25 protein-coding genes and 3 tRNA genes are annotated in these 22,798 nt (G+C 55.7%); 9 read left to right on the forward strand and 19 right to left on the reverse strand.

Features of this window, described 5'->3' with window-relative positions; all coding sequences use genetic code 11:
• Positions 1 to 60: 60 nt before the first annotated feature.
• The 13 genes from deoD to KHQ28_RS04085 form a co-directional block, all read right to left on the reverse strand.
• Positions 61 to 780: a purine-nucleoside phosphorylase gene (gene deoD / locus KHQ28_RS04025; RefSeq protein WP_002887789.1), complete on the reverse strand. Its 720-nt coding sequence runs from the start codon at positions 778 to 780 to the stop codon at positions 61 to 63.
• A 102-nt stretch (positions 781 to 882) separates the two neighbouring features.
• Complete coding sequence (gene deoB, locus KHQ28_RS04030) at positions 883 to 2,106, reverse strand: phosphopentomutase (RefSeq protein ID WP_004151380.1); 1,224 nt, start codon at positions 2,104 to 2,106, stop codon at positions 883 to 885.
• Between the two features lie 52 nt (positions 2,107 to 2,158).
• Positions 2,159 to 3,481: a thymidine phosphorylase gene (gene deoA / locus KHQ28_RS04035; RefSeq protein ID WP_002887787.1), complete on the reverse strand. Its 1,323-nt coding sequence runs from the start codon at positions 3,479 to 3,481 to the stop codon at positions 2,159 to 2,161.
• Between the two features lie 113 nt (positions 3,482 to 3,594).
• Entirely contained in the window at positions 3,595 to 4,374 is a 780-nt protein-coding gene (gene deoC / locus KHQ28_RS04040; protein ID WP_002887784.1) for a deoxyribose-phosphate aldolase, read from the reverse strand.
• A 416-nt stretch (positions 4,375 to 4,790) separates the two neighbouring features.
• Positions 4,791 to 6,068 carry a NupC/NupG family nucleoside CNT transporter gene (locus KHQ28_RS04045; RefSeq protein WP_004146034.1) on the reverse strand — a complete coding sequence of 426 codons (1,278 nt, stop codon included), beginning with the start codon at positions 6,066 to 6,068 and terminating at the stop codon, positions 4,791 to 4,793.
• Between the two features lie 130 nt (positions 6,069 to 6,198).
• Positions 6,199 to 6,993 (reverse strand): metal-dependent hydrolase, encoded by a 795-nt coding sequence (locus KHQ28_RS04050; protein ID WP_004192101.1) that lies wholly within the window; start codon positions 6,991 to 6,993, stop codon positions 6,199 to 6,201.
• Positions 6,990 to 8,063 (reverse strand): patatin family protein, encoded by a 1,074-nt coding sequence (locus KHQ28_RS04055; RefSeq protein ID WP_004146038.1) that lies wholly within the window; start codon positions 8,061 to 8,063, stop codon positions 6,990 to 6,992. The genes KHQ28_RS04050 and KHQ28_RS04055 overlap by 4 nt, the downstream gene beginning before the upstream one ends.
• A 153-nt stretch (positions 8,064 to 8,216) precedes the next feature.
• Positions 8,217 to 8,378 carry a DUF1328 domain-containing protein gene (locus tag KHQ28_RS04060; protein ID WP_002887716.1) on the reverse strand — a complete coding sequence of 54 codons (162 nt, stop codon included), beginning with the start codon at positions 8,376 to 8,378 and terminating at the stop codon, positions 8,217 to 8,219.
• Between the two features lie 129 nt (positions 8,379 to 8,507).
• Complete coding sequence (gene osmY, locus KHQ28_RS04065; protein ID WP_004146042.1) at positions 8,508 to 9,128, reverse strand: molecular chaperone OsmY; 621 nt, start codon at positions 9,126 to 9,128, stop codon at positions 8,508 to 8,510.
• 219 nt (positions 9,129 to 9,347) lie between these two features.
• Complete coding sequence (gene prfC, locus KHQ28_RS04070; protein WP_002887711.1) at positions 9,348 to 10,937, reverse strand: peptide chain release factor 3; 1,590 nt, start codon at positions 10,935 to 10,937, stop codon at positions 9,348 to 9,350.
• Positions 10,938 to 11,027: 90 nt separating this feature from the next.
• On the reverse strand, positions 11,028 to 11,705 hold the full coding sequence (gene yjjG, locus KHQ28_RS04075; protein WP_004146044.1) for a pyrimidine 5'-nucleotidase: 678 nt from the start codon (positions 11,703 to 11,705) through the stop codon (positions 11,028 to 11,030).
• A gap of 14 nt (positions 11,706 to 11,719) precedes the next feature.
• On the reverse strand, positions 11,720 to 12,166 hold the full coding sequence (gene rimI, locus KHQ28_RS04080) for a ribosomal protein S18-alanine N-acetyltransferase (protein WP_009309163.1): 447 nt from the start codon (positions 12,164 to 12,166) through the stop codon (positions 11,720 to 11,722).
• Positions 12,135 to 12,548, reverse strand: coding sequence for a DNA polymerase III subunit psi (locus KHQ28_RS04085; RefSeq protein WP_004146046.1), 414 nt, complete (start codon positions 12,546 to 12,548; stop codon positions 12,135 to 12,137). Before KHQ28_RS04085 ends, rimI begins: the two co-directional genes overlap by 32 nt.
• A gap of 102 nt (positions 12,549 to 12,650) precedes the next feature.
• Between KHQ28_RS04085 and rsmC the strand changes: the two genes are divergently transcribed.
• From rsmC to KHQ28_RS04105, 4 genes are all read left to right on the forward strand, one after another.
• Positions 12,651 to 13,679 (forward strand): 16S rRNA (guanine(1207)-N(2))-methyltransferase RsmC, encoded by a 1,029-nt coding sequence (rsmC, locus tag KHQ28_RS04090; protein ID WP_004177499.1) that lies wholly within the window; start codon positions 12,651 to 12,653, stop codon positions 13,677 to 13,679.
• Between the two features lie 171 nt (positions 13,680 to 13,850).
• Positions 13,851 to 13,937, forward strand: a tRNA-Leu gene (locus KHQ28_RS04095).
• A 28-nt stretch (positions 13,938 to 13,965) separates the two neighbouring features.
• A tRNA-Leu gene (locus KHQ28_RS04100) sits at positions 13,966 to 14,052 on the forward strand.
• A gap of 31 nt (positions 14,053 to 14,083) precedes the next feature.
• A tRNA-Leu gene (locus tag KHQ28_RS04105) sits at positions 14,084 to 14,170 on the forward strand.
• A 21-nt stretch (positions 14,171 to 14,191) separates the two neighbouring features.
• Here the strand turns inward: KHQ28_RS04105 and KHQ28_RS04110 are convergent.
• Complete coding sequence (locus KHQ28_RS04110; RefSeq protein ID WP_002887654.1) at positions 14,192 to 14,431, reverse strand: DUF1435 domain-containing protein; 240 nt, start codon at positions 14,429 to 14,431, stop codon at positions 14,192 to 14,194.
• 70 nt (positions 14,432 to 14,501) lie between these two features.
• Between KHQ28_RS04110 and KHQ28_RS04115 the strand changes: the two genes are divergently transcribed.
• The 3 genes from KHQ28_RS04115 to fhuF all read left to right on the forward strand — a co-directional run bounded on the left by KHQ28_RS04115 (position 14,502) and on the right by fhuF (position 16,637).
• Complete coding sequence (locus KHQ28_RS04115; protein ID WP_004221147.1) at positions 14,502 to 14,672, forward strand: hypothetical protein; 171 nt, start codon at positions 14,502 to 14,504, stop codon at positions 14,670 to 14,672.
• Positions 14,673 to 14,695: 23 nt separating this feature from the next.
• Entirely contained in the window at positions 14,696 to 15,742 is a 1,047-nt protein-coding gene (locus tag KHQ28_RS04120) for a GGDEF domain-containing protein (protein ID WP_002887653.1), read from the forward strand.
• Positions 15,743 to 15,848: 106 nt separating this feature from the next.
• Positions 15,849 to 16,637, forward strand: a complete 789-nt coding sequence (gene fhuF / locus KHQ28_RS04125) for a siderophore-iron reductase FhuF (protein WP_023159267.1) — start codon at positions 15,849 to 15,851, stop codon at positions 16,635 to 16,637.
• Positions 16,638 to 16,686: 49 nt separating this feature from the next.
• On the opposite strand, the gene KHQ28_RS04130 is transcribed toward fhuF, so the two are convergent.
• Positions 16,687 to 18,030, reverse strand: coding sequence for a PTS sugar transporter subunit IIC (locus KHQ28_RS04130; protein ID WP_032418070.1), 1,344 nt, complete (start codon positions 18,028 to 18,030; stop codon positions 16,687 to 16,689).
• Positions 18,031 to 18,367: 337 nt separating this feature from the next.
• On the opposite strand from KHQ28_RS04130, the gene KHQ28_RS04135 reads away from it, so the two are divergent.
• Positions 18,368 to 18,826, forward strand: coding sequence for a YbaK/EbsC family protein (locus KHQ28_RS04135; protein ID WP_004151383.1), 459 nt, complete (start codon positions 18,368 to 18,370; stop codon positions 18,824 to 18,826).
• Between the two features lie 5 nt (positions 18,827 to 18,831).
• Here KHQ28_RS04135 and bglJ read toward each other — a convergent pair whose 3' ends face one another.
• From bglJ to pobA, 4 genes are all read right to left on the reverse strand, one after another.
• Positions 18,832 to 19,506 (reverse strand): DNA-binding transcriptional activator BglJ, encoded by a 675-nt coding sequence (gene bglJ / locus KHQ28_RS04140; protein ID WP_002887647.1) that lies wholly within the window; start codon positions 19,504 to 19,506, stop codon positions 18,832 to 18,834.
• Positions 19,467 to 20,189 (reverse strand): LuxR C-terminal-related transcriptional regulator, encoded by a 723-nt coding sequence (locus KHQ28_RS04145; protein WP_002887645.1) that lies wholly within the window; start codon positions 20,187 to 20,189, stop codon positions 19,467 to 19,469. The genes bglJ and KHQ28_RS04145 overlap by 40 nt, the downstream gene beginning before the upstream one ends.
• 265 nt (positions 20,190 to 20,454) lie before the next feature.
• The gene (locus tag KHQ28_RS04150; protein WP_002887643.1) at positions 20,455 to 21,336 is read right to left on the reverse strand and encodes a helix-turn-helix domain-containing protein; all 882 of its coding nucleotides are present in this window, start codon (positions 21,334 to 21,336) and stop codon (positions 20,455 to 20,457) included.
• Between the two features lie 16 nt (positions 21,337 to 21,352).
• Positions 21,353 to 22,537: a 4-hydroxybenzoate 3-monooxygenase gene (gene pobA, locus KHQ28_RS04155; RefSeq protein ID WP_004146953.1), complete on the reverse strand. Its 1,185-nt coding sequence runs from the start codon at positions 22,535 to 22,537 to the stop codon at positions 21,353 to 21,355.
• Positions 22,538 to 22,640: 103 nt separating this feature from the next.
• Here pobA and KHQ28_RS29460 point away from each other — a divergent pair, with 103 nt between their 5' ends.
• Positions 22,641 to 22,775: a hypothetical protein gene (locus KHQ28_RS29460; protein WP_254910869.1), complete on the forward strand. Its 135-nt coding sequence runs from the start codon at positions 22,641 to 22,643 to the stop codon at positions 22,773 to 22,775.
• The last annotated feature ends 23 nt before the right edge of the window (positions 22,776 to 22,798 follow it).

Genomic DNA, 22,798 nt, shown 5'->3' on the forward strand with positions numbered 1-22,798 from the left:
TAGCGGGCCTGGAAAACCGTAGGCCGGGTCAGACGAAGCCGCCACCCGGCACAACAGCTCTTACTCTTTATCGCCCAGCAGCACGGATTCCAGCGCGATTTTGATCATGTCGTTGAACGTGGTCTGACGCTCCGCAGCAGTGGTCTGCTCGTGGGTACGGATGTGGTCGGAGACGGTGCAGATGGTCAGCGCTTTCGCGCCGAACTCCGCCGCCACGCCGTAGATACCCGCCGCTTCCATTTCCACGCCCAGAATGCCGTATTTTTCCATCACGTCGAACATGGACGGGTCCGGCGTATAGAACAGGTCTGCGGAGAAGATGTTGCCGACGCGCGCGTCAACGCCCAGCGCTTTCGCCGCGTCTACCGCATTACGCACCATGCCGAAATCGGCAATCGCCGCAAAATCATGGTCTTTGAAACGCAGACGGTTCACTTTAGAGTCGGTGCACGCGCCCATGCCGATCACCACGTCACGCAGTTTGACATCTTCACGCACCGCGCCGCAGGAGCCCACGCGGATGATTTTCTTCACGCCGAAATCGGTGATCAGCTCTTTGGTGTAGATAGAGCAGGACGGGATACCCATCCCGTGGCCCATCACGGAGATTTTGCGGCCTTTATAGGTACCGGTGAAGCCCAGCATGCCGCGCACGTTGTTCACTTCACGCACGTCTTCGAGGAAGGTTTCTGCAATGTGCTTCGCGCGCAGCGGGTCGCCCGGCATCAAAACGACGTCAGCGAAATCGCCCATTTCTGCGTTAATGTGAGGAGTTGCCATCTTCAGTTCCTTTTACATTGTTGTTTTTGCCGGGTGGCGGCTACGCCTTACCCGGCCTACAAATCGTAGGCCCGGATCGCTGTGCGCCACCGGGCAATGACCTCAGAACATGGCTTTGCCATATTCCATGTCAGACGTACCAAAGTATTTCGCAATAGTCTGGCCGATGTCCGCGAAGGTTTCACGGTGACCGAGCGAACCTGGTTTCACTTTCGGGCCGTACACCAGCACCGGGATATGCTCGCGGGTGTGGTCAGTACCAGTCCAGGTCGGGTCGCAGCCGTGGTCGGCGGTGAGGATCAGAATGTCGTCTTCACCAACCAGCTCCATCAGCTCTGGCAGACGGCGGTCGAACAGCTCCAGACCCGCCGCGTAGCCAGCGACGTCACGACGGTGGCCCCAGGAGGAGTCAAAATCGACGAAGTTAGTGAAGACGATAGTCTCGTCGCCCGCTTCCTTCATCTCTTTGATGGTCGCGTCGAACAGCGCGTCCAGCCCGGTGGCTTTCACTTTCTTAGTGATACCGCAGTTGGCGTAGATATCGGCGATTTTACCCACGGACACCACGTGGCCGTTTTTCTCGTCGACCAGCTTCTGCAGCACGGTCGGCGCCGGCGGCTCTACCGCCAGGTCGTGACGGTTACCGGTACGCTGGAAGTTACCGGCTTTGTCGCCCACGAAAGGACGAGCAATCACGCGACCAATGTTATAGCCGCCTTCGGTCAGCTCTTCACGCGCGATTTCGCACAGCTCATACAGCTTGTCGAGGCCAAAGGTCTCTTCGTGACAGGCGATCTGGAACACCGAGTCAGCGGAGGTATAGAAGATCGGTTTCCCGGTTTTCATATGCTCTTCGCCGAGCTGATCGAGGATCACCGTCCCGGAGGAGTGGCAGTTGCCGAGATAGCCCGGCAGGTTGGCGCGTTTCACCAGCTTATCCAGCAGCTCCTGCGGGAAGCTGTTTTCCTGGTCGCTGAAGTAGCCCCAGTCAAACAGCACCGGCACGCCGGCGATTTCCCAGTGGCCGGACGGGGTATCTTTACCGGAAGAAAGTTCATGCGCCCAGGCATAGGCGCCAATCACTTCGGCATTGCCATCCATACCCGCGGCAATTTTACCGGTGGAGCCTTCATGCGCTTTCACCAGACCCAGACGGGTCAGGTTCGGTAAATTCAGCGGGCCTTTGCGGCCGTGGTCAGCCTCGCCTTTGGCGCAGGCTTCTGCAATGTGGCCCAGCGTATCGGCGCCGACGTCGCCAAAGCGGTCTGCGTCTTCCGTTGCGCCAATCCCAAAGGAGTCCAGCACCATGATAAATGCACGTTTCATCTTGTTCTCCATACATCTTGCGCTGCAAAAAAGCGATCAGATCAGTATATCGCTATTCAGTGATACGGCGATAGACTGTCGGTGTAATTTCCGGGGCTTTATCGTCCAGTTTAATGGCCGCTTTGACCGCTTTCGCGGCCTCCTGCCAGCTGTTCTCGTCTTTGGCATGGATCACCGCCAGCGGACGCTGTCCGTCGACGCGGTCACCCAGACGCGCCATCTCGGTAAAGCCAACGCTATAGTCAATGGTGTCCGATGCCTGACGGCGGCCGCCGCCCATAGAAACCACTGCCATGCCCAGCGCGCGAGTATCCATCGCGCTGATAAAACCTTCGGTATCAGCATAGACTGCTTTGCTCAGCATCGCCGTCGGCAGATAATTAGCATAATTCTCGACAAAGTCGCTCGGCCCTTTCTGCGCCGCGACCATGCGGCCAAACACTTCCGCCGCTTTACCGTTATCCAGCACCGCCTGCAGCTTCGCGCGCGCCTCGGCATCGTCCGCCGCCAGCTTGCCGGAGATCAGCATTTCCACACACAGCGCCATTGTCACGTCGAACAGGCGCGGGTTGCGGTATTCGCCGGTCAGGAACTGCACCGCTTCGCGAACTTCAACGGCGTTGCCGGCGCTGGAGGCCAGTACCTGATTCATATCGGTCAGCAGCGCGGTGGTGCGCACGCCGGCGCCGTTGGCGACACCCACGATCGCTTCGGCCAGCGCGGCAGAGAGTTCATAAGTCGGCATAAACGCGCCGCTGCCGACTTTGACGTCCATCACCAGCGCATCCAGCCCTTCCGCCAGCTTCTTCGCCAGAATCGAGGCGGTAATCAGCGGGATGGAGTCCACCGTCGCGGTAATATCGCGGGTGGCATAGAAACGTTTGTCGGCCGGGGCAAGGGAGCTGGTCTGCCCGATAATTGCCACGCCAACATCTTTAATAATCTCGCGGAAGCGGTTGTCGTCCGGGAAGATATCGAAGCCCGGGATCGCTTCCAGTTTGTCCAGCGTACCGCCGGTATGGCCGAGGCCGCGGCCGGAGATCATCGGTACGTAACCACCGCAGGCGGCCACCATCGGCCCCAGCATCAGCGAAGTGACATCCCCGACGCCGCCGGTAGAGTGTTTATCGACGATCGGACCGTTAAGGTTGAGGCTTTTCCAGTCCAGAACGGTACCGGAATCCCGCATCGCCATGGTCAGCGAAACGCGCTCCGGCATAGACATATCGTGGAAGAAGATGGTCATCGCCAGCGCGGCGATCTGCCCTTCAGAGATAGTATTGTCGCGGATGCCGTTGATGAAAAAGCGGATCTCTTCATCGCTTAATGCCTGACCATCACGTTTTTTACGAATAATTTCTTGTGCGAGAAACACGGTAACCTCCCAAAGAGAATAAATTGCCGGATGACGGCGCGAGCGCCTTATCCGGCCTACAGGCATCAATTCGTAGGCCGGATAAGCGCAGCGCCATCCGGCAAATCAAGGGATTAGTAGCTGCTGGCGCTCTTGCCGTCGCCGTGACCCAGGGCTTTCAACAGGCTAGCCAGCAGGCTGGATGCGCCAAAACGATAGTGACGAGAATCGGCCCAGTCGGCGCCGAACAGTTCATCAGCGATCGCCAGGAACTGCTGCGCGTCTTCCGCGCTGCGCACGCCGCCCGCCGGTTTGAAGCCAACGGTTTTCTCAACGCCCATATCGCGGATCACTTCCATCATGATGCGCGCGCTTTCCGGCGTGGCATTCACCGGCACTTTACCGGTCGAGGTTTTGATGAAATCGGCCCCGGCTTTGATAGAGATTTCAGACGCTTTACGGATCAGCGCTTCTTCTTTCAGCTCACCGGTTTCGATGATCACTTTCAGCAGCACGTTAGCCGCCGCACAGGCTTCCTTACAGGCTTTCACCAGCTCGAAACCGACCTGCTCGTTGCCGGCGATCAGCGCGCGGTACGGGAAGACCACGTCCACTTCATCTGCTCCGTAAGCGATCGCCGCGCGGGTTTCCGCCAGCGCAATGTCGATATCGTCATTCCCGTGCGGGAAGTTGGTGACCGTGGCGATGCGAATATCCGGCGTCCCCTGCTCATTCAGCGTTTTACGGGCGATCGGGATGAAGCGCGGGTAGATGCAGACCGCCGCGGTGTTACCCACCGGCGTTTTCGCCTGATGACACAGGGCAATGACTTTCTCATTGGTGTCGTCGTCATTCAGAGTGGTCAGGTCCATCAGTTTTAACGCGCGCAGGCTGCTTGCTTTTAAATCAGTCATTTCATACTCCGCCGGCGTCATGCCGGATCAATAGTTTGTTCACCTTGCGAGTCTGTTACTATTGTAACATTCGCTCGTCGTTACACTTCGACATTCATCACAGTTAATGAAAACTACTTACTAATTTGCATTACTGTAACGTGATTAAAATCACAAATTAGCACTCAATACCGCAGCAATTATCGTTAGTCCCCTCTTAAGCATAATCGATACTATACCGCCGATGAGAATGTGATAATTATAACACACAATAACAGGTACACTCGATAGCGTGGCGCACATTTTGCCCAACTTACGGGCAATAAAAACGCTACAAATTGAAATATAAACCTTTTTTCAAAAAAGAGAGTGGTGATGGAATTATCACATTTACAGCAACACCAGCGGCACGGTGGCCGCTGGTTCAGCAGACAGGCTTACAGGGCGAGAAAAACCCCGGCGATGGTGGCGCTCATCAGGTTGGACAGCGTCCCCGCCGCTACCGCACGTAGCCCAAGCTGAGCGATATCCTGCCGCCGGTTGGGCGCCATTCCCCCGAGTCCGCCAATCAGAATGGCGATCGATGACAGGTTGGCAAAGCCGCACAGCGCGAAAGAGATAATGGCTTTGGTGTGATCTGAAATGACCTGCAGCCCGGCCGCCGCCACTTCGGCATCCGCCTTTAAATATTCGCCAAAGTTCATGTAGGCCACGAACTCGTTAATGATCAGCTTCTGGCCGATAAACGACCCCGCCACCGTCGCTTCGTGCCACGGCACGCCAATCACCCACGCCAGCGGTGAGAAGATCCAGCCGAGGATCATCTGCAGCGACAGCTCAGGATGGTTAAACCAGCCGCCGACGCCGGAGAGTATGCCGTTCAGCAGGGCGATCAGCGCAATAAACGCCAGCAGCATCGCGCCGACGTTGAGCGCCAGTTGCATACCAGACGCGGCGCCGGAGGCGGCAGCATCCAGCACGTTGGCCGGTTTATCCGCGTCAGCGCTTTGGCTGTCATGAGCCGGGTTATCGTCCGGTTTTTCCGTTTCCGGTACGATAATTTTGGCAAACAGCAGGCCTCCCGGCGCCGCCATAAACGACGCGGCAATAAGGTACTCCAGCGGAACGCCCATCTGCGCATAGCCCGCCAGTACCGAGCCCGCCACCGAGGCCAGGCCGCCGCACATGACCGCAAACAGCTCCGAGCGAGTCATGGTGGCGATATAAGGACGCACCACCAGCGGCGCTTCGGTCTGGCCAACAAAGATGTTCGCCGTGGCCGACAGCGATTCGGTACGTGAGGTCTTCAGCACTGCCCGCAGCGCGCCGCCGAGAATGCGAATGACCAGCTGCATAATGCCCAGGTAGTAAAGCACGGCAATCAGCGACGAGAAGAAGACGATCACCGGCAGCACGCGCAGGGCAAAGACGAAGCCGCCGCCGCCAAACACCTCGAACATTTTATCGGAGACCAGCCCGCCGAAGATGAAACTAATCCCTTCATTGCCGTAGGCAATAACGCTGGCGACGCCATTCGACATCGCTAATAGCGCCGCGCGCCCGGCCGGTACATACAATATTAACGCGCCGATACCCACCTGGATTATCCAGGCGCCGAGCACGGTGCGCAGGTTAATGGCTTTTCGGTTATTGGAGAGCAGCACAGCAATGGCCAATAGCGCCACCATGCCGATAAGTCCCATGAGGATTTGCATACAGATTCCCTGTGTTTTTGATAGTCCAGTACTAACCGCGTGATTATATCGGCCTGAAACTATCCTGCCCGTCTGGCTTCACACATTTTAAGCAAATCAATGATATGGATGGACAATTATGAGAAATCGATCACCATACAGAGACCGGGGGAAGGGAAAACAAGGCGAGCGTATTGTGCATGATCCCTTCTTCTATAGCTGCCGGCGACTCCGGACGCAGTTCACACAGCGCCTCAAATACCCGTGCAGCTTGTTCCGGTCGATTGGGCTGTCCCTGAAAGCCATTTAGCGGCATATCCGGCGCATCGGTCTCCAGCAGCAGAGCGGAAAGCGGCAGACGCGCCATCACTTCACGGGTTTTACTGGCGCGGGGATAGGTAATGGTGCCGCCAACGCCGATCTTATAGCCAAGCTGAACGAAGCGCTCGGCCTGCTGCAGGCTGCCGGCAAAGCCATGGATGACTCCGGTACGCGGCAGGGCATGTTTTTTCAGCAGCATCGCCAGCTTATCGTGGGTGCGTCTGGAGTGGAGGATCACCGGCAGATCGTAACGCTTCGCCAGCCTCAGCTGCGCTTCCAGCAGCGCCTGCTGACGATCAAACTGCGGATCGTCGCGATAAAGATCGAGGCCAATCTCTCCCACCGCCACCAGTTTAGGCGGCCGCTGCGCCATCAAGGCTTCCAGCTGCGCCAGTCCCTCATCAGTATGCTCTTCGATGACGATCGGATGCATACCCAGGGCGGCGTACAGCGCTTCGTGCTGAGCTGCCAGCGCCAGCACGCGGCTAAAACGCTCAGCAGAGATGGCTGGAACGATAATTCGCCCGACGCCGGCCTGCGCCGCACGCGCCAGGCTGGCGACCTCATCTGCCGCGAAGGGGGGAAAATCAAAGTGACAGTGGGTATCGATAAAACGGTGCGTCACGCCAGATCCTCATGATCAAAACTGGGGTCATTCGCCTGGGGCGCAGGAATGATGGTCGCCTGGGGCGCTTCATTGGCCACCGGCACCGGCGGCACCACCACCGGCGCGGGCCGGGCAATACGCGGCGCGTGGCGCAGCAGCGGCGGCTGGTCGGCCAGTAGTTTACCCACCGTTGCCAGGAAATAACGGCCGCACTGGCGCCCGGTTTTGTAGTCCTCCAGCAGCGCCGGTAGTCGGCTGCCAAGCGCCATGCTGCGCAGCGGCCGCTGCGGATAGATTTCGAAGATCCGCAACTTACCCGGCGGTTTCTCGATGAACTGCTGGATGGCGCGGTAGGTAGTTTCGTGATGATGCACCAAATTGACCAGCGGTTGCAGACTACTCTCTCCCAGCCAGCGCTCCATCCGCTTGAACCACTGCGGGGTATAAAACATCTGCGAAGGGACGGTACGGATCACCACGATGGTCTGGGCGCCGCGGCGGGCCGCCTCCTGCACCGGGATCGCATCGCTGACGCCGCCGTCCAGGTAGCTAACGCCGTCGAGCAACACGCCGCTGCGATAAAAGCCGGGGATGGCGCTGGAGGCGCGGATCAGATCCAGCCACGTTTGCGGCGTCGGCGAAAAATAGCTGGCGGAGTAATCGTCACCGCGGCAAGCGCATAGCCACAGCTCTTTCCCCAACGCGAACTGCGCTTCGGCATAGTTCATGGCAAGCGGCATTTGCTGCGAAGTGGCCTCAACCAGCCAGTCGAGATCGATAAGGTTGCCGCCGCGCACAAAGCGCATCGGATCGAAAAACTGGCGTGAAGTGGTGTAGCGGGTGATAACTTTGCGGGCATAGCCTTGCTGATTACACATGTAGGCGGAGAGGTTTTGCGCGCCGGCGGAAGTACCCAGCATCAGGTCAAAGGGGTTAAATCCGGCGCGCATAAATTCGTCCAGCACCCCGGCAGTAAAAATCCCTCGCTGTCCTCCGCCTTCGCATACCAGCGCCAGCTTGCCTGGTCGGAAGGGTTTAACCGCCAGCGGGGCGATATTGCCCAGCGTGACGGGAATGCGTTGCCCCACCCTGCTTTCCTGTTCGATTGATCTTCTCCTGACAAGGTAACGCAATTTGCCCGCCGCTTAAACCGCGAAAGCCAGTCCTCAGGACTGGCTTTGTGTAAGATGACGTGTCAGTAAAAATGCTTAGGCTTCAGTATCGCCCGCATCGCGGGCCGCCTAAGGACGTCTGCGTCCTGTAAACAGGCTCACCAGGAACAGGATAATCCCGACGACAAAGACGATTTTCGCAGCGCCAGCGGCCGTACCCGCCAGACCACCAAAGCCCAGAGCCGCAGCAATTAATGCAATGACCAGAAAAATAATTCCCCATCGAAACATACTTTTCTCCTTACCATAATGGACGGTGAACAGCGGTTTGCGCACCCTTTCTGTATAGCTCATCGCTCAGTGGATGCTGCTATTCGTTCGGCAACCTTGGCCAGACAACACTTTTGTTAATAACTCGGTTTACTTAACGCTAAGATCGTTGCGCACGCTTTTCACACCGGAGACCGCTTTCGCAATCTCTGCGGCACGCTCCGCCTGCGCCGCGGAAGCCACCGTACCGGTCAGATGTACCGCGCCGGCGTTGGTTTCGACTTTCACATTGCGCGAAGGGACAATGTCATCCGCCAGCAGCTTGGCTTTCACTTCGCTGGTAATGGCGGTATCACCGGCATAGCCTTTCAGCGTCGCCGTCTCGCTCGATGATTTATGATGGACCGTCAGCTTGTCGTTAACGTGTGAGACGCCTTTGACCTCTTTCGCTACGCTCAGTGCCTGACTTTTCTGTTCAGCACTGGTGACGTCTCCGCTGAGGGTGACCACTTTATTCTCCGTTTTCACCGAAATATCGCCGGAGTTAATATCTTTATGGTCGATCAGCGCCGCTTTTACCCGTGCGGTAATGGTACTGTCATCCATAAAATCGCCGACTTTGTTAATCGAATTATCTACCGCCTCTCCCGCATTGCTGGCAGCCGACTTCGCACTGTCTACCGTTGTTTTTTCCGTCTCTGCCGAGGCGTTCAACGCGGCTAAGCCTAAGAAGAGCGCCAACAACATATTGGCATTCTTTAGTCTGGTCATCGTTATGTCCTCGTTTTTTCACCAGCGCTGGCGTCTTATCGCAGTGAATTACGCCAGCATTTTTAAAAACACGAATTAAATATAGTAGACAGACGAAGGGGTTGCGGAGGATATGGATAAAAAACAGACGAATTAGCGGTGTTTTAAGAACTTTCCAGAAGGAAGGGAACGGGGGCGTAATCAGAAAAAAGCGCGGCCTGCGCCGCGCTTCGTCAGGGATTAGTGCTCGCGCGTTTTGCGGAACACCACGTCAGGGTAACGCTCCTGCGTCAGGTTCAGGTTGACCATTGTCGGGGCGATGTAGGTCAGGTTATCGCCGCCATCCAGCGCCAGCTGAACTTCATTTTTCCGCTTGAACTCTTCGAACTTCTTCACGTCAGTAGATTCAACCCAGCGCGCGGTGGCCACGTTGACCGATTCGTAAATCGCTTCCACGTTGTATTCGCTTTTCAGACGCGCTACCACCACGTCAAACTGCAGCACGCCGACGGCGCCAACGATCAGATCGTTATTAGCGATCGGGCGGAAGACCTGGACCGCGCCCTCTTCAGAGAGCTGAACCAGCCCTTTCAGCAGCTGTTTCTGCTTCAGCGGATCCTTCAAGCGAATACGACGGAACAGTTCCGGCGCGAAGTTCGGAATACCGGTGAACTTCATCATCTCGCCCTGGGTAAAGGTATCGCCAATCTGAATGGTGCCGTGGTTATGCAGGCCGATGATATCGCCTGGGTACGCTTCTTCAACGTGCGAGCGATCGCCCGCCATAAAGGTCAGCGCGTCGGAAATCACTACGTCCTTGCCGATACGCACCTGACGCAGCTTCATGCCTTTTTCATATTTGCCGGACACCACCCGCATGAAAGCCACGCGGTCGCGGTGTTTCGGATCCATGTTGGCCTGAATTTTAAACACGAAGCCGGTGAATTTCTCTTCCGTGGCGGTGACTTCACGCGTGTCGGTGTTGCGCGGCATCGGCGCCGGGGCCCACTCCACCAGGCCATCCAGCATATGGTCAACGCCGAAGTTACCTAACGCGGTTCCGAAGAAGACCGGGGTGATTTCCCCGGCCAGGAACAGATCTTTGTCGAACTCATTCGACGCCCCCTGCACCAGCTCCAGCTCGTCACGCAGCTGCTGCGCCAGGTCTTCCCCCACCGCCGCGTCGAGATCCGGGTTGTTGAGCCCCTTCACGATACGCACTTCCTGGATGGTGTGGCCTTTACCGGTCTGATACAGGTAGGTTTCGTCTTTGTAGAGATGATAAACGCCTTTGAACAGCTTGCCGCAGCCGATAGGCCAGGTAATCGGCGCGCAGCCGATTTTCAGCTCGTTCTCGACTTCATCCAGCAGCTCCATCGGATCGCGGATATCACGGTCAAGTTTGTTCATAAAGGTGAGGATCGGCGTATCGCGCAGACGGGTGACTTCCATCAGCTTACGGGTCCGATCTTCGACGCCTTTTGCCGCGTCAATCACCATCAGGCAGCAGTCCACCGCCGTCAGGGTACGGTAGGTATCTTCGGAGAAGTCTTCGTGCCCCGGGGTATCCAGCAGGTTCACCAGGCAGTCATGATACGGGAACTGCATTACCGAGGTAGTGATCGAGATACCACGCTGCTTTTCCATCTCCATCCAGTCGGATTTCGCGTGCTGGCTGGAACCACGACCTTTTACTGTACCGGCGGTCTGAATCGCCTGTCCGAACAGCAGCACCTTTTCGGTGATGGTGGTCTTACCGGCATCCGGGTGAGAAATAATGGCAAAAGTGCGGCGTTTGGCCACCTCTTGCAGATAAGGAGACAACGTCATAATTAATCTTCTAAGTAAACGCGGCCATGGGCCACGCATGTGGAATACGAAAAATTGCGGCTATTTTACCCATCAACGGGGGGGAGGCAATCAGTGTTTACACAGGAGCTGCTCCAGTTCGCTTAACGAGGTCACCGTCCAGTCCGGCTCGAGGTCCGCCGGCAGCTCGCGCTGATGCGCATTGAGCCAGCAGGTCGCCAGTCCGGCGTTCACGCCGCCGCGAATATCCGACTCGGCGGTATCGCCGACCATCAGCACCCGCGAGCGCGGTGGATTACCCGCCTGCGCCAGTGCATAATCGAAAATACGCGCGTCCGGCTTGGCGACACCCACCTGTTCAGAAATAATCAGCAAATCAAAGTGATCGCGTAAACCTGTGCGCTCCAGACGAGTCTGCTGCAGCGAGGTAAAGCCGTTGGTGATGATGCCCATTCTGACCTTGCCCTGCAGCGCGTTGAGCAGCGAGACCGCGCCCGGCAACGGAGCACAGATTTCCGCCATCGCATTCATAAACGCGTCGTTGAGTTCCCCGGGCGGCACATTCAAACGTTCCGCCCAGCTGTCAAAACGCTGGTGCTGCAGCTGCAGCGAGGTGATGGCGCCGTTTTGGTAATCCACCCATAGCGGCTTGTTCACGGCCTGATAGTCCTGAAAATCTTCGGCGGTAAAGGTCACGCTGTAGTCGAGAAACATCCGCTGCAAGCCGCTGAAAGAATCAAACGTAAACAGCGTTTCATCGGCATCAAAGAAAATCCAGTCCCATTTCATCGTATCACCTTGTGTTACATACTGATTGGCAGAGCCATAATAATGGCGTCTTCGCGTCCGTCGGTCGTAGGATAGTAGTTGCGGCGGATGGTTGCCTCATTGAAGCCTACGCTCTCATACAGCGCGATGGCGGCAACGTTGGATGCTCGCACCTCCAGCCACAGCGTGACGACGCCGAGTTTTTCGACTTCATCAATGACATGCTCCAGCAGCGCTCGCCCCAGGCCGCGGCGCTGGTACGCGGGATCGACGGCGATATTGAACAGCGTCGCCTCATCCAGCACCACTTGCGTAATGGCGAAAGCCGCCATTTCGCCATCTACCGATAGCTGATAGTTGCGATAGCGCTCCCCCTGGTTACTGGCCAGAGTCTGTTCGCTCCACGGGAAAGCGTGGGCGCGTTTTTCGATGTGCCAGGCTTTGGTTAAATCAGCCGTGCTGAGGGTAGAAATCGTGTTCATGTGCGCAGATTTGTTGCCAGAGCGCCCTGCGAGCCGGCGCGCTGGTCTGGAGTTCATCAAAAGCGGGGGTGGACACCTGGGCGCCCGCCAGCGGCAGCGACGCCTCTGTGCCCAACCGCCAGCTGTTGCAGCGGCTGTCCTGCGGCAGCATCGCCACCCGCTCCGGAGTCAGCTGCAGGACCTGATCTGGCGTCACGGCCAGCGCGCGTAATATGTCGCCAATCAGCGGCTCTGTCAGCGACGGCGGGGTTTCCGCCACCATCACCAGACGAATATGTTCAGGAAGCGAGATAGCGATTTCGCCCTGCAACGCCCCCGGTCGGCGCAGCGACCACTGGGTAATGCCCAGCTGCTGTAATTGCCAGTCTCGTCGGGATGTCATAGCGAAACACTCCTGTTAAACAAGCGCGCAATATAGCAAATCCGTCGTATCTGCGCCAACAAACTACTATAATCGGCGCCAGTCTTAATGAAGGAGTGTTTCATGTCCGCTTTTACCCCGGCAAGTGAAGTCTTGCTGCGCCACAGTGATGATTTCGAGTCCGCCCGCGTTCTGTTTGCCGGTGACCTGCAGGATGACCTGCCTGCGCGTCTGGATACCGCGGCCAGCCGCGCCCACACCCAACAGTTCCACCACTGGCAGGTCCTCAACCGCCAGATGGGTGACACCGTCCGTTTTAGCTTAGTGGCTGAGGCCGCTGACGTCGCCGAATGCGACACCCTGATCTACTACTGGCCAAAGAACAAACCAGAGGCGCAGTTCCAGCTGATGAACCTGCTCTCTCTGCTGCCGGTGGGAAGCGACATTTTCGTCGTCGGTGAAAACCGCAGCGGCGTCCGCAGCGCGGAGCAGATGCTGGCTGAATACGCGCCATTAAACAAAGTGGATAGCGCCCGCCGCTGTGGCCTCTATCATGGCCGTCTGGAAAAGCAGCCGACCTTCGACGCCGACGCATTCTGGGGCGAATACACACTGGATAATCTGACGATAAAAACCCTGCCGGGCGTCTTCAGCCGCGACGGTCTGGACGTCGGCAGCCAGCTGCTGCTCTCCACCCTCGAGCCGCATACCAAAGGGAAAGTGCTGGACGTCGGCTGCGGCGCGGGCGTGCTGGCCGCCGCGCTGGCCAGCCATTCACCGAAAGTGCGCCTCACCCTGTGCGACGTCAGCGCCCCGGCGGTTGAAGCCAGCCGCGCGACGCTTGCCGCCAACGGCCTGGCTGGCGATGTGTTTGCCAGCAACGTCTTCTCCGAGGTCAATGGTCGCTTCGACATGATCATCTCCAACCCGCCATTCCATGACGGCCTGCAGACCAGTCTCGAAGCCGCCCAGGCGCTGATCCGCGGCGCGGTTCGCCATCTGAACAGCGGCGGCGAGCTGCGCATTGTCGCCAACGCCTTCCTGCCGTATCCGCAGGTGCTGGATGAGACGTTCGGCTTCCATGAGGTGATCGCCCAGACCGGGCGCTTTAAGGTCTATCGCACCATTATGACCCGTCAGGCGAAAAAATAATCGTCTTTTCACGCCGGCGGCCCGCTCCTGGTACCGCTGGCGCTTCCCGCGGGCAAATCCGCCCATTTTTGCAGCAATCGATACAACCTGCATAATTAACTATTGACGTGTCGCCGAAAACCACTAGAATGCGCCTCCGTGGTAACGATACTTTCAGAGTATCGATGGTATGCGAAGGTGGCGGAATTGGTAGACGCGCTAGCTTCAGGTGTTAGTGTCCTTACGGACGTGGGGGTTCAAGTCCCCCCCCTCGCACCATAATCCACGAAGATATTGCTCGCACTGGGCGAAGGTGGCGGAATTGGTAGACGCGCTAGCTTCAGGTGTTAGTGTCCTTACGGACGTGGGGGTTCAAGTCCCCCCCCTCGCACCAACGAGGCAATATCTCAAAGAAAGAATACTGTGCGAAGGTGGCGGAATTGGTAGACGCGCTAGCTTCAGGTGTTAGTGTCCTTACGGACGTGGGGGTTCAAGTCCCCCCCCTCGCACCAATATTCTTCCCTCTCCCGGCATTATCCTCTCAGTTTAATATCCACAATCATCAGCATTATTCCGCCGATCAACGCGACACACGATGGCAGCAGGATAAAATGGCGCAATTGACGATGCCAGATCATCGCCGCGGACATCAGCATGCCCACCGCGACCAGTACCCGCCATACGTCAGCCGACACTCCGGCATACCCGAGAGCGACAATTAGCGCGCCGGGAATCATCACTCCCCAGCCGCTTCCTAATGCTCGCTGCAGCATGGTTTCACCTCTTACAACGATAATGATAACCAATATCATATGATAATCTTTATCATTTGTCATTTGCGACGTGCTCTGCCCCTTTTTCTTTACGTTCGCGGTAATGACATACATTCATGAAGGTGATAAATTAAGCGGATTATCGATATATATTAAATATTTTGCTTATTTTGCAAATAACCTTTTTTTGCACATTGTTATCAGACTCTTCATTTTTGGCTTTCATCATTTTGAAATTTAACGACTAATAATGATTCTTCCGATATGACTGCACAAACCTGGCGAGCACACTACGCACAAAAATATCAATATTCCTTACGGCTTTTTTTACTGCTTAATTTCATTTCTTCCTCGCTGTCGCTGGTCACCCCCCTATTTACGGTAGTTCGTTTTACGCTGCCCTGCGCCCTGATCGTCGTCTGCAGCGGGCTGCTGCTGCTCTGGCACTGGAAATGGCCGCAATCGAAAATAAATATTCCCACTATCTCGTTGTTATTTGGCATGCTATGGGCATGGCACGTAGTGACAAAAGCGATGCTATTGACACCGCCGCATTTTAACTATCTGGTGATCGCCCTATTAAGCATTCTGTTTATCGGCACCATCGCTTTTTCCAATAATATCACTGCCTTTACCCTCCACTCTTTACCAACTTTCCTTGCCTGCCTGATAATGGCGGAGGGGGAACAATGGTTGCGTATGACTTACTGCTTTATGCTGCCTATAGCCGGTATTACCCTGCAAAATATTATCCAGAAGCGCAGCGATGCCTTTACGCAGGGTTTAATGGATAAACTGATGCATGAACGCAATACGCTCAACGATCTCAGTATGCTCGATCCCCTGACCGGTTTGTATAATCGCCGCGGACTGCAGAACCGCCTCGATACCCTGCTGGCGCTGGACGGCGACAACCACTACGTGCTGCTCCTCGATATCGATCACTTCAAGGCCTATAACGATCACTATGGTCATATGATGGGTGACCAGGCGCTTATTCGCGTCTCAGCTGCCATTCGCAACGCTGTACGCTCACGCGATATTGTCGCCCGCTTTGGTGGAGAGGAGTTTATGGTGCTGCTGACCAATAGCAGCGAAGAAACGGCCTGGAAGACAGCCGAACGTATACGTCAGCGGGTCTATGACCTGAAGATCCCGCATATGTTTAATGAAAGCGTCGCCACCAACGTCACCATCAGTATTGGCCTGACGCCGCTCATTAATGACAACATTGAACAAGCGCTGGCGCGCGCCGACGGCGCACTCTATGAGGCCAAAAATAAAGGCCGCAACATTATTCTTGCCAGTTGACCTGCGCGCGCTGCGACATCGCGGCGCCGATAAAAGCCTTGCCATGCCGCCTGCAAGCAACTAATATCAGTAATCATTATCATTTAGATTTGTATCTGGAAATCGAATGGCCTGGCGTTCCCTTCCTCTCAGCGATGAACTTATCTGGCGGGCTCCTTTGCCGACGGCTGAGCATGCCCTGGCGGAGAGTATTCGGGAAAAAATCGCCACCCTGCGCCCACACCTGCTTGATTTCCTGCAACTTGACGAACCCGCCCCACGGCACGCGTTAACGCTTGCCGAATGGTCGCAACCCATCGCCTTGCGCTCCCTGCTGGCCACCTGGTCCGATCATATCTATCGTCATCAGCCGACGCTGCCTCGGGAACAGAAGCCTCTGCTCTCGCTCTGGGCACAATGGTATATCGGCCTGCTGGTGCCGCCGCTGATGCTGGCGCTGCTCAATGAACCGCAAGGCCTCAGCCTGGCGCCAGAACATTTCCATGTCGAGTTTCATGAAAGCGGCCGGGCGGCCTGCTTCTGGATTGATGTGCATAGCGATGCCGATATCGAGAGGCTTTCACCGCAGGCGCGAATGGATGCCCTGGTAACGCGCACCCTGCAGCCGGTTGTTGAGGCGCTGGCAGCGACGGGCGAAATCAATAGCAAACTTATCTGGAGCAATACCGGCTATCTGATTAACTGGTATCTTGGGGAAATGCGCGCGCTGCTGGGTGATGAGCGGCTTGCCGCGCTACGTCAGCACTGTTTTTTTGAAAAACAACTCGCCGATGGCCAGGATAACCCGCTGTGGCGAACGGTGATGCTGCGTGAAGGGCAGTTAGTCCGACGCACCTGCTGTCAGCGCTATCGCCTGCCGGATGTCCAACAGTGCGGCGACTGTACGCTTAAATAATTACCACTTACCTGAAAAGTAACGGGCGGCCTTTACCGCCCGTTGCTATTTATGCGGTCTGTTGACTCTCATGCTCCGCCCGCTCGGCCTCTTCCGCTTCCTGAGCAAGCAGCTGTTTCTCATATACCTTAAAGAATGGGAAGTAGATGATTGCCGACACGCAGGCCAGAACAATGACCAGAATCGCCGCCCGGAAATCCCAGCCCAGCGCCCAGGCGCCGCCAATTGGCGCCGGCGCCGTCCATGGTACGACGGAGATGACGCGGCCAATCAGATCCAGCTTCATTGCCGCCCAGGCCAGTACCGCGTTCACCATCGGCGCCAGCAGGAACGGAATAAAGAACACTGGGTTCATAACGATAGGCGTCCCAAAGATCACCGGCTCGTTGATATTGAACAGGCTTGGCACCACGCTCAAACGACCAATGGAGCGCAAATGCGCTGAACGGCTGCGCAGATAACAGAACACCAGTCCCATGGTCGCCCCGGAACCTCCGACCACGATAAAGAAGGTCCAGAACGCCTCCATAAAGATATGCGGCAGAGGCGCGCCCTGGGCCAGCGCCTGCTGGTTCATACCGAGGTTAGTCAGCCAGAACATCTGCAGCATCCCGGACACGATCGCCGCACCGTGGATCCCGGCAAACCACAGCAGGTGGCCGATCAGCACCGCCAACAGAATTGCCGGCAGAGAGTCGGCTGCCGAAACCAGCGGCTTGAAAATGGCCATAATGGCCTGCGGGATCAGCATGTCAAAATGGTGCTGGATAAACAGGCTCAGCGGATAGAGCGTCAGCACGACCACCAGCACCGGGATCAACAGATCAAACGAGTTTTTGATCATTGGCGGAACCTGGTCCGGCAAGCGGATCCCAATGTTGTGCGCTTTCAAGAAACGCATCATCTCCACGCAGTAGATCGCCACCAGGATGGCGGTAAAGATCCCGGTCCCCCCGAGGCTATCCACCGGCAGCGTGCCATTGGTCTTCGGCGCGGCAATCAGCAAAAAGGCCATGATCGACAGCATTGCGCACATAAAGGGATCGAGCTGATTGCATTTCTCGTAATGCTTACCGAGGTTATAGGAGATTGCCGCGCAAATGTAGATCGACATGATCCCCATCGTCATATCAAAGGGGGTCAGAATACGCCCCTCAAACTCTTTCGCCAGATCCAGCCAGGCGCGGGCAAAACCCCAAGTGGTATCCGGTGAGAACGGTGGATAAGCAAACACTAACAGGAACGATCCGACGATCATAAACGGCATCGCTGAGATAAATCCGTCACGAATAGCCATGACGTGGCGCTGCGACGAGATCCGCCCTGCTATGGGGCTTATGTAATTTTCTACAAAGCGAAATATCAAATTAAACGCAGCATGGTTAGCAGACATAGTAGCCCTCCTGACAGGCTATTGATACTGGCCCAACAACGATTACCCTGCCGTTACGATGACCGCTTTTTGACGCAGCAGGCCGCTGGCGGATGTGCAACCGGCTATACTGCTCATGAGGCAACGATTCATACACGGCTCTTTTGTTATAAATAAAAGGAGAAGTGACTGTTCCAGTATTCATCTCAATGCAGATAACCGCAACCGGTTACAGTAACCGGTTACGGCGATTGTGAAGGAGATCGACAAAATAGAAAGAATCTGGATTGTCCGCGCTGATATTTACACTCCGCCAGGCTTGTGACAGATTTAACCAGGCTTAAATCAGGAGAATCCAATGAGTCTGCAGTCTGTACGGCAGTTTTTTGCCGAACACGCCCCCGATATCGAAATTATTGAGTTAAATCAGAGTACCGCCACCGTCGCACTTGCCGCTGCCGCACACAACGTTGAGCCGGGGCAAATTGCCAAAACGCTGTCGCTCAAGATCAAAGATAAGATTGTACTGATCGTCGCCAGGGGCGATGCGCGGCTGGATAATAAAAAGCTGAAAGAGACCTTTGGCGCGAAAGCACGCATGCTAAGCAGCGATGAAGTGGTTACCTGGACCGGTCATCCGGTCGGCGGCGTTTGCCCGTTTGGTCTGGAAAATCCGCTGGCAGTCTACTGCGACGTCTCTCTCAGACATTATCAGGAAGTACTACCCGCAGCGGGAGCCATCCATAGCGCGGTTCGCATTGAACCAGAACGCATGGCGCAGCTCACCGATGCAACATGGGTAGATGTGTGTTTATAGCCGCATTACGCTACCTGTTTAACGGCGCTGGTCGTACTATTGAGCGGTAAATGCAACAGGATATCCGCCGCGTTTAATAAACCAATGTCTGAGCGAACTCCGAGCTTGGTCATGGCGTTAAACTTATGCGCGCGGATCGTTTTAATATTCCGGTTGAGCTGTATCGCAATATCAGAAAGCGAATATCCCCACGACATATACCGAAGGATGGCGTGCTCCGTCGGGCTTAGCGGATCGTTGCACGCCTCTCTGTCGCAAAATTGTTCGCTGCCGCTGAGATGATGATTGTCCAGTAGCTGCAGCAAACGCTCCTGTAGCCCGCGTCGCGGCGCGGATTTATTCAGTATGCCGTGCAAACAGGCCGGCATAAGATGGCCGATCAGGTGCATTTCACTTTCATTATTAGCCAGAATAATCGTTTGGACTTCCGGCCGGCACCGCGCCATTTCATGAACAAAGAGCAGACTCTCGGCTCGTGAAGAACGACTTCCCGAAAGAGAAAAAATAATGGTTGACCAGGGAAACGGTATTTCCGCCGCCCTGAGCATACTGACATTTTTAAACAGATGAATATGATAACGGCGATTATCTTCACGACTAAAGATATAGCGCCATGCCATTTCCGTCATCACGCATTTTTCTACGATGGCGACATGGCGGGTTGTACTATTTTTTTCCATTCCATTTGCTCCCCGTAAGCTGAATTGATATTCAGCTCTTGCATTCCCTGCGCGCTGTTGATCCAGGCATACATTTCAGCGTTGCTGCGTAGCGATAAGCGACGCATTGCGCTGTTTTTCTGCGCGCTGATCGTCTTATTACTCTTTTTCAACAGCGCGGCGATCTGGTTTATTCCCCACCCCTTCGCCAGAAGGCGCAGAACTTTACGCTCTGAAAGAGTGAGCATCGCCGCAGAGTGGTAGCTTGCGAAATCGCTGTCCTCATCCCCGGCAAACAGCGTACGGCTAATCTGTTCAGCCGCACGGCTACCGGCGCAAATCACCTCAATCAGCCGGTTAACCGGCTCGCTCTCGGAGATCAACGAGCTTTCAGGACGAATTAATAGCTCAACGGCCAACGGATAGAGGCTGTCGCTGACCATAAAAACCCAGTGAATATCACGGTACTGAGTCATGAGGGAGTAATAACGCTCGCAGACGGCTCGGGGGTGCGCAATCTCGCCGGAGATATCCGCGACAACCAGCACCGCCCGCCGCAGTTGTAAAAGGGTGAGCTCATCATGAGAACGACAAAAACTCAGTTCGTAATCAGGGAGGTTCTCATTGAAGATCACCTTTAACCCTGATTGCATGACGGGAATTTTACTAATAACGACGCCAAACTTACCTTGTCCTGGTAACATAACACCTCCGCTTCCTGTCGAAGTTCCTTCGCTTGCCTGCAAACGATCGGCGAGCGACTTTATCGCCATATCATTTCCTGGATGAATATTAAAATCATATTCATGGCCTGCGCACACGATATACGTAACGACCGAACCGTGGTCATACCGTGTAAAATATTATTGCCGTGTATACTTGCGATTAATATTAACACAGACGTTCCTGCGCTAATAAATTAGAAAAGATAAAAACATTATTTAGCAAAAATAATTTCAGTACTGAACATTATGAAGCATTATCTTTAATTGTTTCTCTAAATGCTTTGGGTGACATACCGCTATAGCGACGGAAAAAACGCGAAAAATAGGCTGCATCGCTAAACCCCAAATAATCAGAGAGTTGTGTAATCGTCATGCGGGTGTACTGCAGATTGCGTCGCGCTTCAAGCATCAACCGCTGATGCAATACTCCAAGAGCGCTACAGCCATAAAACTCACGACATAAATAATTTAAGTGCGTAACCGACAGTCCAATCAGCTTCGCATACTCCGCCAACGGGAGATGCTGTCGGTAGTGGCTCTCGATAAGGCGGGCGAAGTGACGCATCATGCTGCGCTTCCGCTCCGCTTTATCTTCAGCGGGGGACGCGGGATGGCACTGTCGGTTCAGCCAGACCAACAGCGTCCCCAGCAGCGAATAGAGCATCATTTCTCGCGCATCGTGCTCTTCGCAGTACTCCTCGCGAAGCGCTGAAAACAGCGTATGCATGCGCCCGCGAGAACGGCCCACCGGCACACACTGCGGCACGCTAAGCACATCCAGAGGGCGACCGAACTGATTTTCAAACCGGCTCAGCAGCGGCAGCGCCAGAGAGAGCACAAACCCTTGCGTCCCGGGTGAAAAATTAAACCCGTGAATACAGAGGGCGGGAACCACCTGGATGCAGGACTCCGTCATCACCGCGGTGGCGCCTTCAATTTCGATCTCCGCCCGCCCCTGATGCAGATAGAGAAGCTGGACCATTTCCGCATGCTGATGGACGCGAATATGCCACTGATACAGGCTGCTGCGCTGTAAAATCGACTCACAGTGCAGCAGGTCCGGCGTCGGCCAGCCGCACTCTTCGCCATACAGCTTAAATACGGGCACGGTTTGAACGAACGGCATGATGACTCCTCTTAATTCAGGCGACACGCTCCATGGGCAAGCCCACGTAGTTTTCCGCGATGGTGGTCAGCCCGGCGCGCGAGCCCAGATAGTAGCGGCGGTCGGCGGCCTGCATTTTAGCGTCGAACGCGTTCTGATCCGGAAAATCATGCAGCAGGCGGGTCATAAACCAGCTAAAGCGTTCCCCTTTCCAGACCCGATCCAGCGCCAGTTGCGAGTAGGCCGCCAGCAGATCGCTGCGGCCACGATGGTAGTATTCGCGCAGAATCCGCCACAGATAGTTCACGTCCGATGCCGCCAGATTTAATCCTTTCGCCCCGGTTGGCGGAACGATATGCGCCGCATCCCCCACCAGGAACAACCGCCCATATTGCATCGGCTCCACGACGAAGCTACGCAGGGGGGCAATGCTCTTCTCAAGTGAGTGACCAGTCACTAACCTGGATGCCAGCTCCTCCGGCAAGCGGCTTTTCAGCTCCTGCCAGAAGCGCTCGTCCGACCATGCTTCAACCTTATCGCTCAGCGGAACCTGCAGATAATAGCGGCTGCGAGTCAGTGAGCGTTGACTGCACAATACAAACCCCCGCTGATGGTGCGCATAAATAAGCTCCGGATTGACCGGCGGCGTATCCGCCAGCAGGCCTAGCCAGCCAAACGGCCACACGCTCTCGTAGGTCTGCAAAATGCCAGCTGGAATACTTTGCCGCGATACGCCGTGGAAACCGTCGCAACCGGCAATAAAATCGCACTCCAGACGGCAGGTTTCCCCTTCGCTGAGGTAGGTGATCGTCGGCCGGTCGCTTTTGGCGTCATGGATAGCCACCTCGCTCACGCCATAGACGATCGGCGCGCCGCTGGCGGCCCGGGCAGCCATCAGATCGCGGGTGACTTCGGTCTGGCCATAAACCATTACGCTCTTACCGTCGGTTAGCTCGCTCAGTGCGACGGGCACCCGCTGGCCGTCAAACAGAAACTCCACCCCATGATGCACCAGGCCTTCGGCATCCATCCGCTGCGCCACGCCCGCTTCGCGTAGCAGATCGACGGTGCCGCTTTCCAGAATTCCCGCGCGGATGCGCCCCAGCACATACTGCGGCGTTTGACGCTCAAGGATCACGGTATGGATCCCGGCGTTGTGCAGCAACTGCCCCAGCAGCAGCCCGGAGGGGCCCGCGCCAATAATCGCGACCTGTGTCTTCATAGGGATGTCTCACTCTTGCAGGGTTAATTATTTGTATAATTTTTGTTTAATAAAAGTGCTTTTCTGCATTTTTGATAAGTCAGTGGGGAAAAAGAAGGGATGAATGGCGACAAAAATTGCACTTTTCACCAAACTGGCAAAAGTGTGGGATGCTTCAAATTCTGCCGCCCCGCAGACCGGGAATTTTTGCACATTATTTGATCCCACCCCCCTCAGCCGCCACTGCGCTTCAGGTTAAAGTATCGGCAGATACCAGGCGTC

Source organism: Klebsiella sp. 28 (assembly GCF_018223905.1).
In the GTDB taxonomy this organism is placed as follows: domain Bacteria; phylum Pseudomonadota; class Gammaproteobacteria; order Enterobacterales; family Enterobacteriaceae; genus Klebsiella; species Klebsiella pneumoniae.

What these genes read in the sequence shown, in the direction of transcription:
- osmY (WP_004146042.1), bottom strand. Translation starts at nt 9,128, where the DNA reads ATGACCAGACTAAAGAATGCCAATATGTTGTTGGCGCTCTTCTTAGGC.
- pobA (WP_004146953.1), bottom strand. Translation starts at nt 22,537, where the DNA reads ATGAAGACACAGGTCGCGATTATTGGCGCGGGCCCCTCCGGGCTGCTG.
- KHQ28_RS04150 (WP_002887643.1), bottom strand. Translation starts at nt 21,336, where the DNA reads ATGCCGTTCGTTCAAACCGTGCCCGTATTTAAGCTGTATGGCGAAGAG.
- KHQ28_RS04060 (WP_002887716.1), bottom strand. Translation starts at nt 8,378, where the DNA reads ATGTTTCGATGGGGAATTATTTTTCTGGTCATTGCATTAATTGCTGCG.
- KHQ28_RS04085 (WP_004146046.1), bottom strand. Translation starts at nt 12,548, where the DNA reads ATGACATCCCGACGAGACTGGCAATTACAGCAGCTGGGCATTACCCAG.
- deoC (WP_002887784.1), bottom strand. Translation starts at nt 4,374, where the DNA reads ATGACTGATTTAAAAGCAAGCAGCCTGCGCGCGTTAAAACTGATGGAC.
- KHQ28_RS29460 (WP_254910869.1), top strand. Translation starts at nt 22,641, where the DNA reads ATGGCGACAAAAATTGCACTTTTCACCAAACTGGCAAAAGTGTGGGAT.
- KHQ28_RS04120 (WP_002887653.1), top strand. Translation starts at nt 14,696, where the DNA reads ATGACTGCACAAACCTGGCGAGCACACTACGCACAAAAATATCAATAT.
- KHQ28_RS04135 (WP_004151383.1), top strand. Translation starts at nt 18,368, where the DNA reads ATGAGTCTGCAGTCTGTACGGCAGTTTTTTGCCGAACACGCCCCCGAT.
- deoB (WP_004151380.1), bottom strand. Translation starts at nt 2,106, where the DNA reads ATGAAACGTGCATTTATCATGGTGCTGGACTCCTTTGGGATTGGCGCA.
- KHQ28_RS04145 (WP_002887645.1), bottom strand. Translation starts at nt 20,189, where the DNA reads ATGTTACCAGGACAAGGTAAGTTTGGCGTCGTTATTAGTAAAATTCCC.
- rsmC (WP_004177499.1), top strand. Translation starts at nt 12,651, where the DNA reads ATGTCCGCTTTTACCCCGGCAAGTGAAGTCTTGCTGCGCCACAGTGAT.
- fhuF (WP_023159267.1), top strand. Translation starts at nt 15,849, where the DNA reads ATGGCCTGGCGTTCCCTTCCTCTCAGCGATGAACTTATCTGGCGGGCT.
- rimI (WP_009309163.1), bottom strand. Translation starts at nt 12,166, where the DNA reads ATGAACACGATTTCTACCCTCAGCACGGCTGATTTAACCAAAGCCTGG.
- KHQ28_RS04045 (WP_004146034.1), bottom strand. Translation starts at nt 6,068, where the DNA reads ATGCAAATCCTCATGGGACTTATCGGCATGGTGGCGCTATTGGCCATT.
- yjjG (WP_004146044.1), bottom strand. Translation starts at nt 11,705, where the DNA reads ATGAAATGGGACTGGATTTTCTTTGATGCCGATGAAACGCTGTTTACG.
- deoD (WP_002887789.1), bottom strand. Translation starts at nt 780, where the DNA reads ATGGCAACTCCTCACATTAACGCAGAAATGGGCGATTTCGCTGACGTC.
- KHQ28_RS04110 (WP_002887654.1), bottom strand. Translation starts at nt 14,431, where the DNA reads ATGCTGCAGCGAGCATTAGGAAGCGGCTGGGGAGTGATGATTCCCGGC.
- bglJ (WP_002887647.1), bottom strand. Translation starts at nt 19,506, where the DNA reads ATGGAAAAAAATAGTACAACCCGCCATGTCGCCATCGTAGAAAAATGC.
- prfC (WP_002887711.1), bottom strand. Translation starts at nt 10,937, where the DNA reads ATGACGTTGTCTCCTTATCTGCAAGAGGTGGCCAAACGCCGCACTTTT.
- KHQ28_RS04130 (WP_032418070.1), bottom strand. Translation starts at nt 18,030, where the DNA reads ATGTCTGCTAACCATGCTGCGTTTAATTTGATATTTCGCTTTGTAGAA.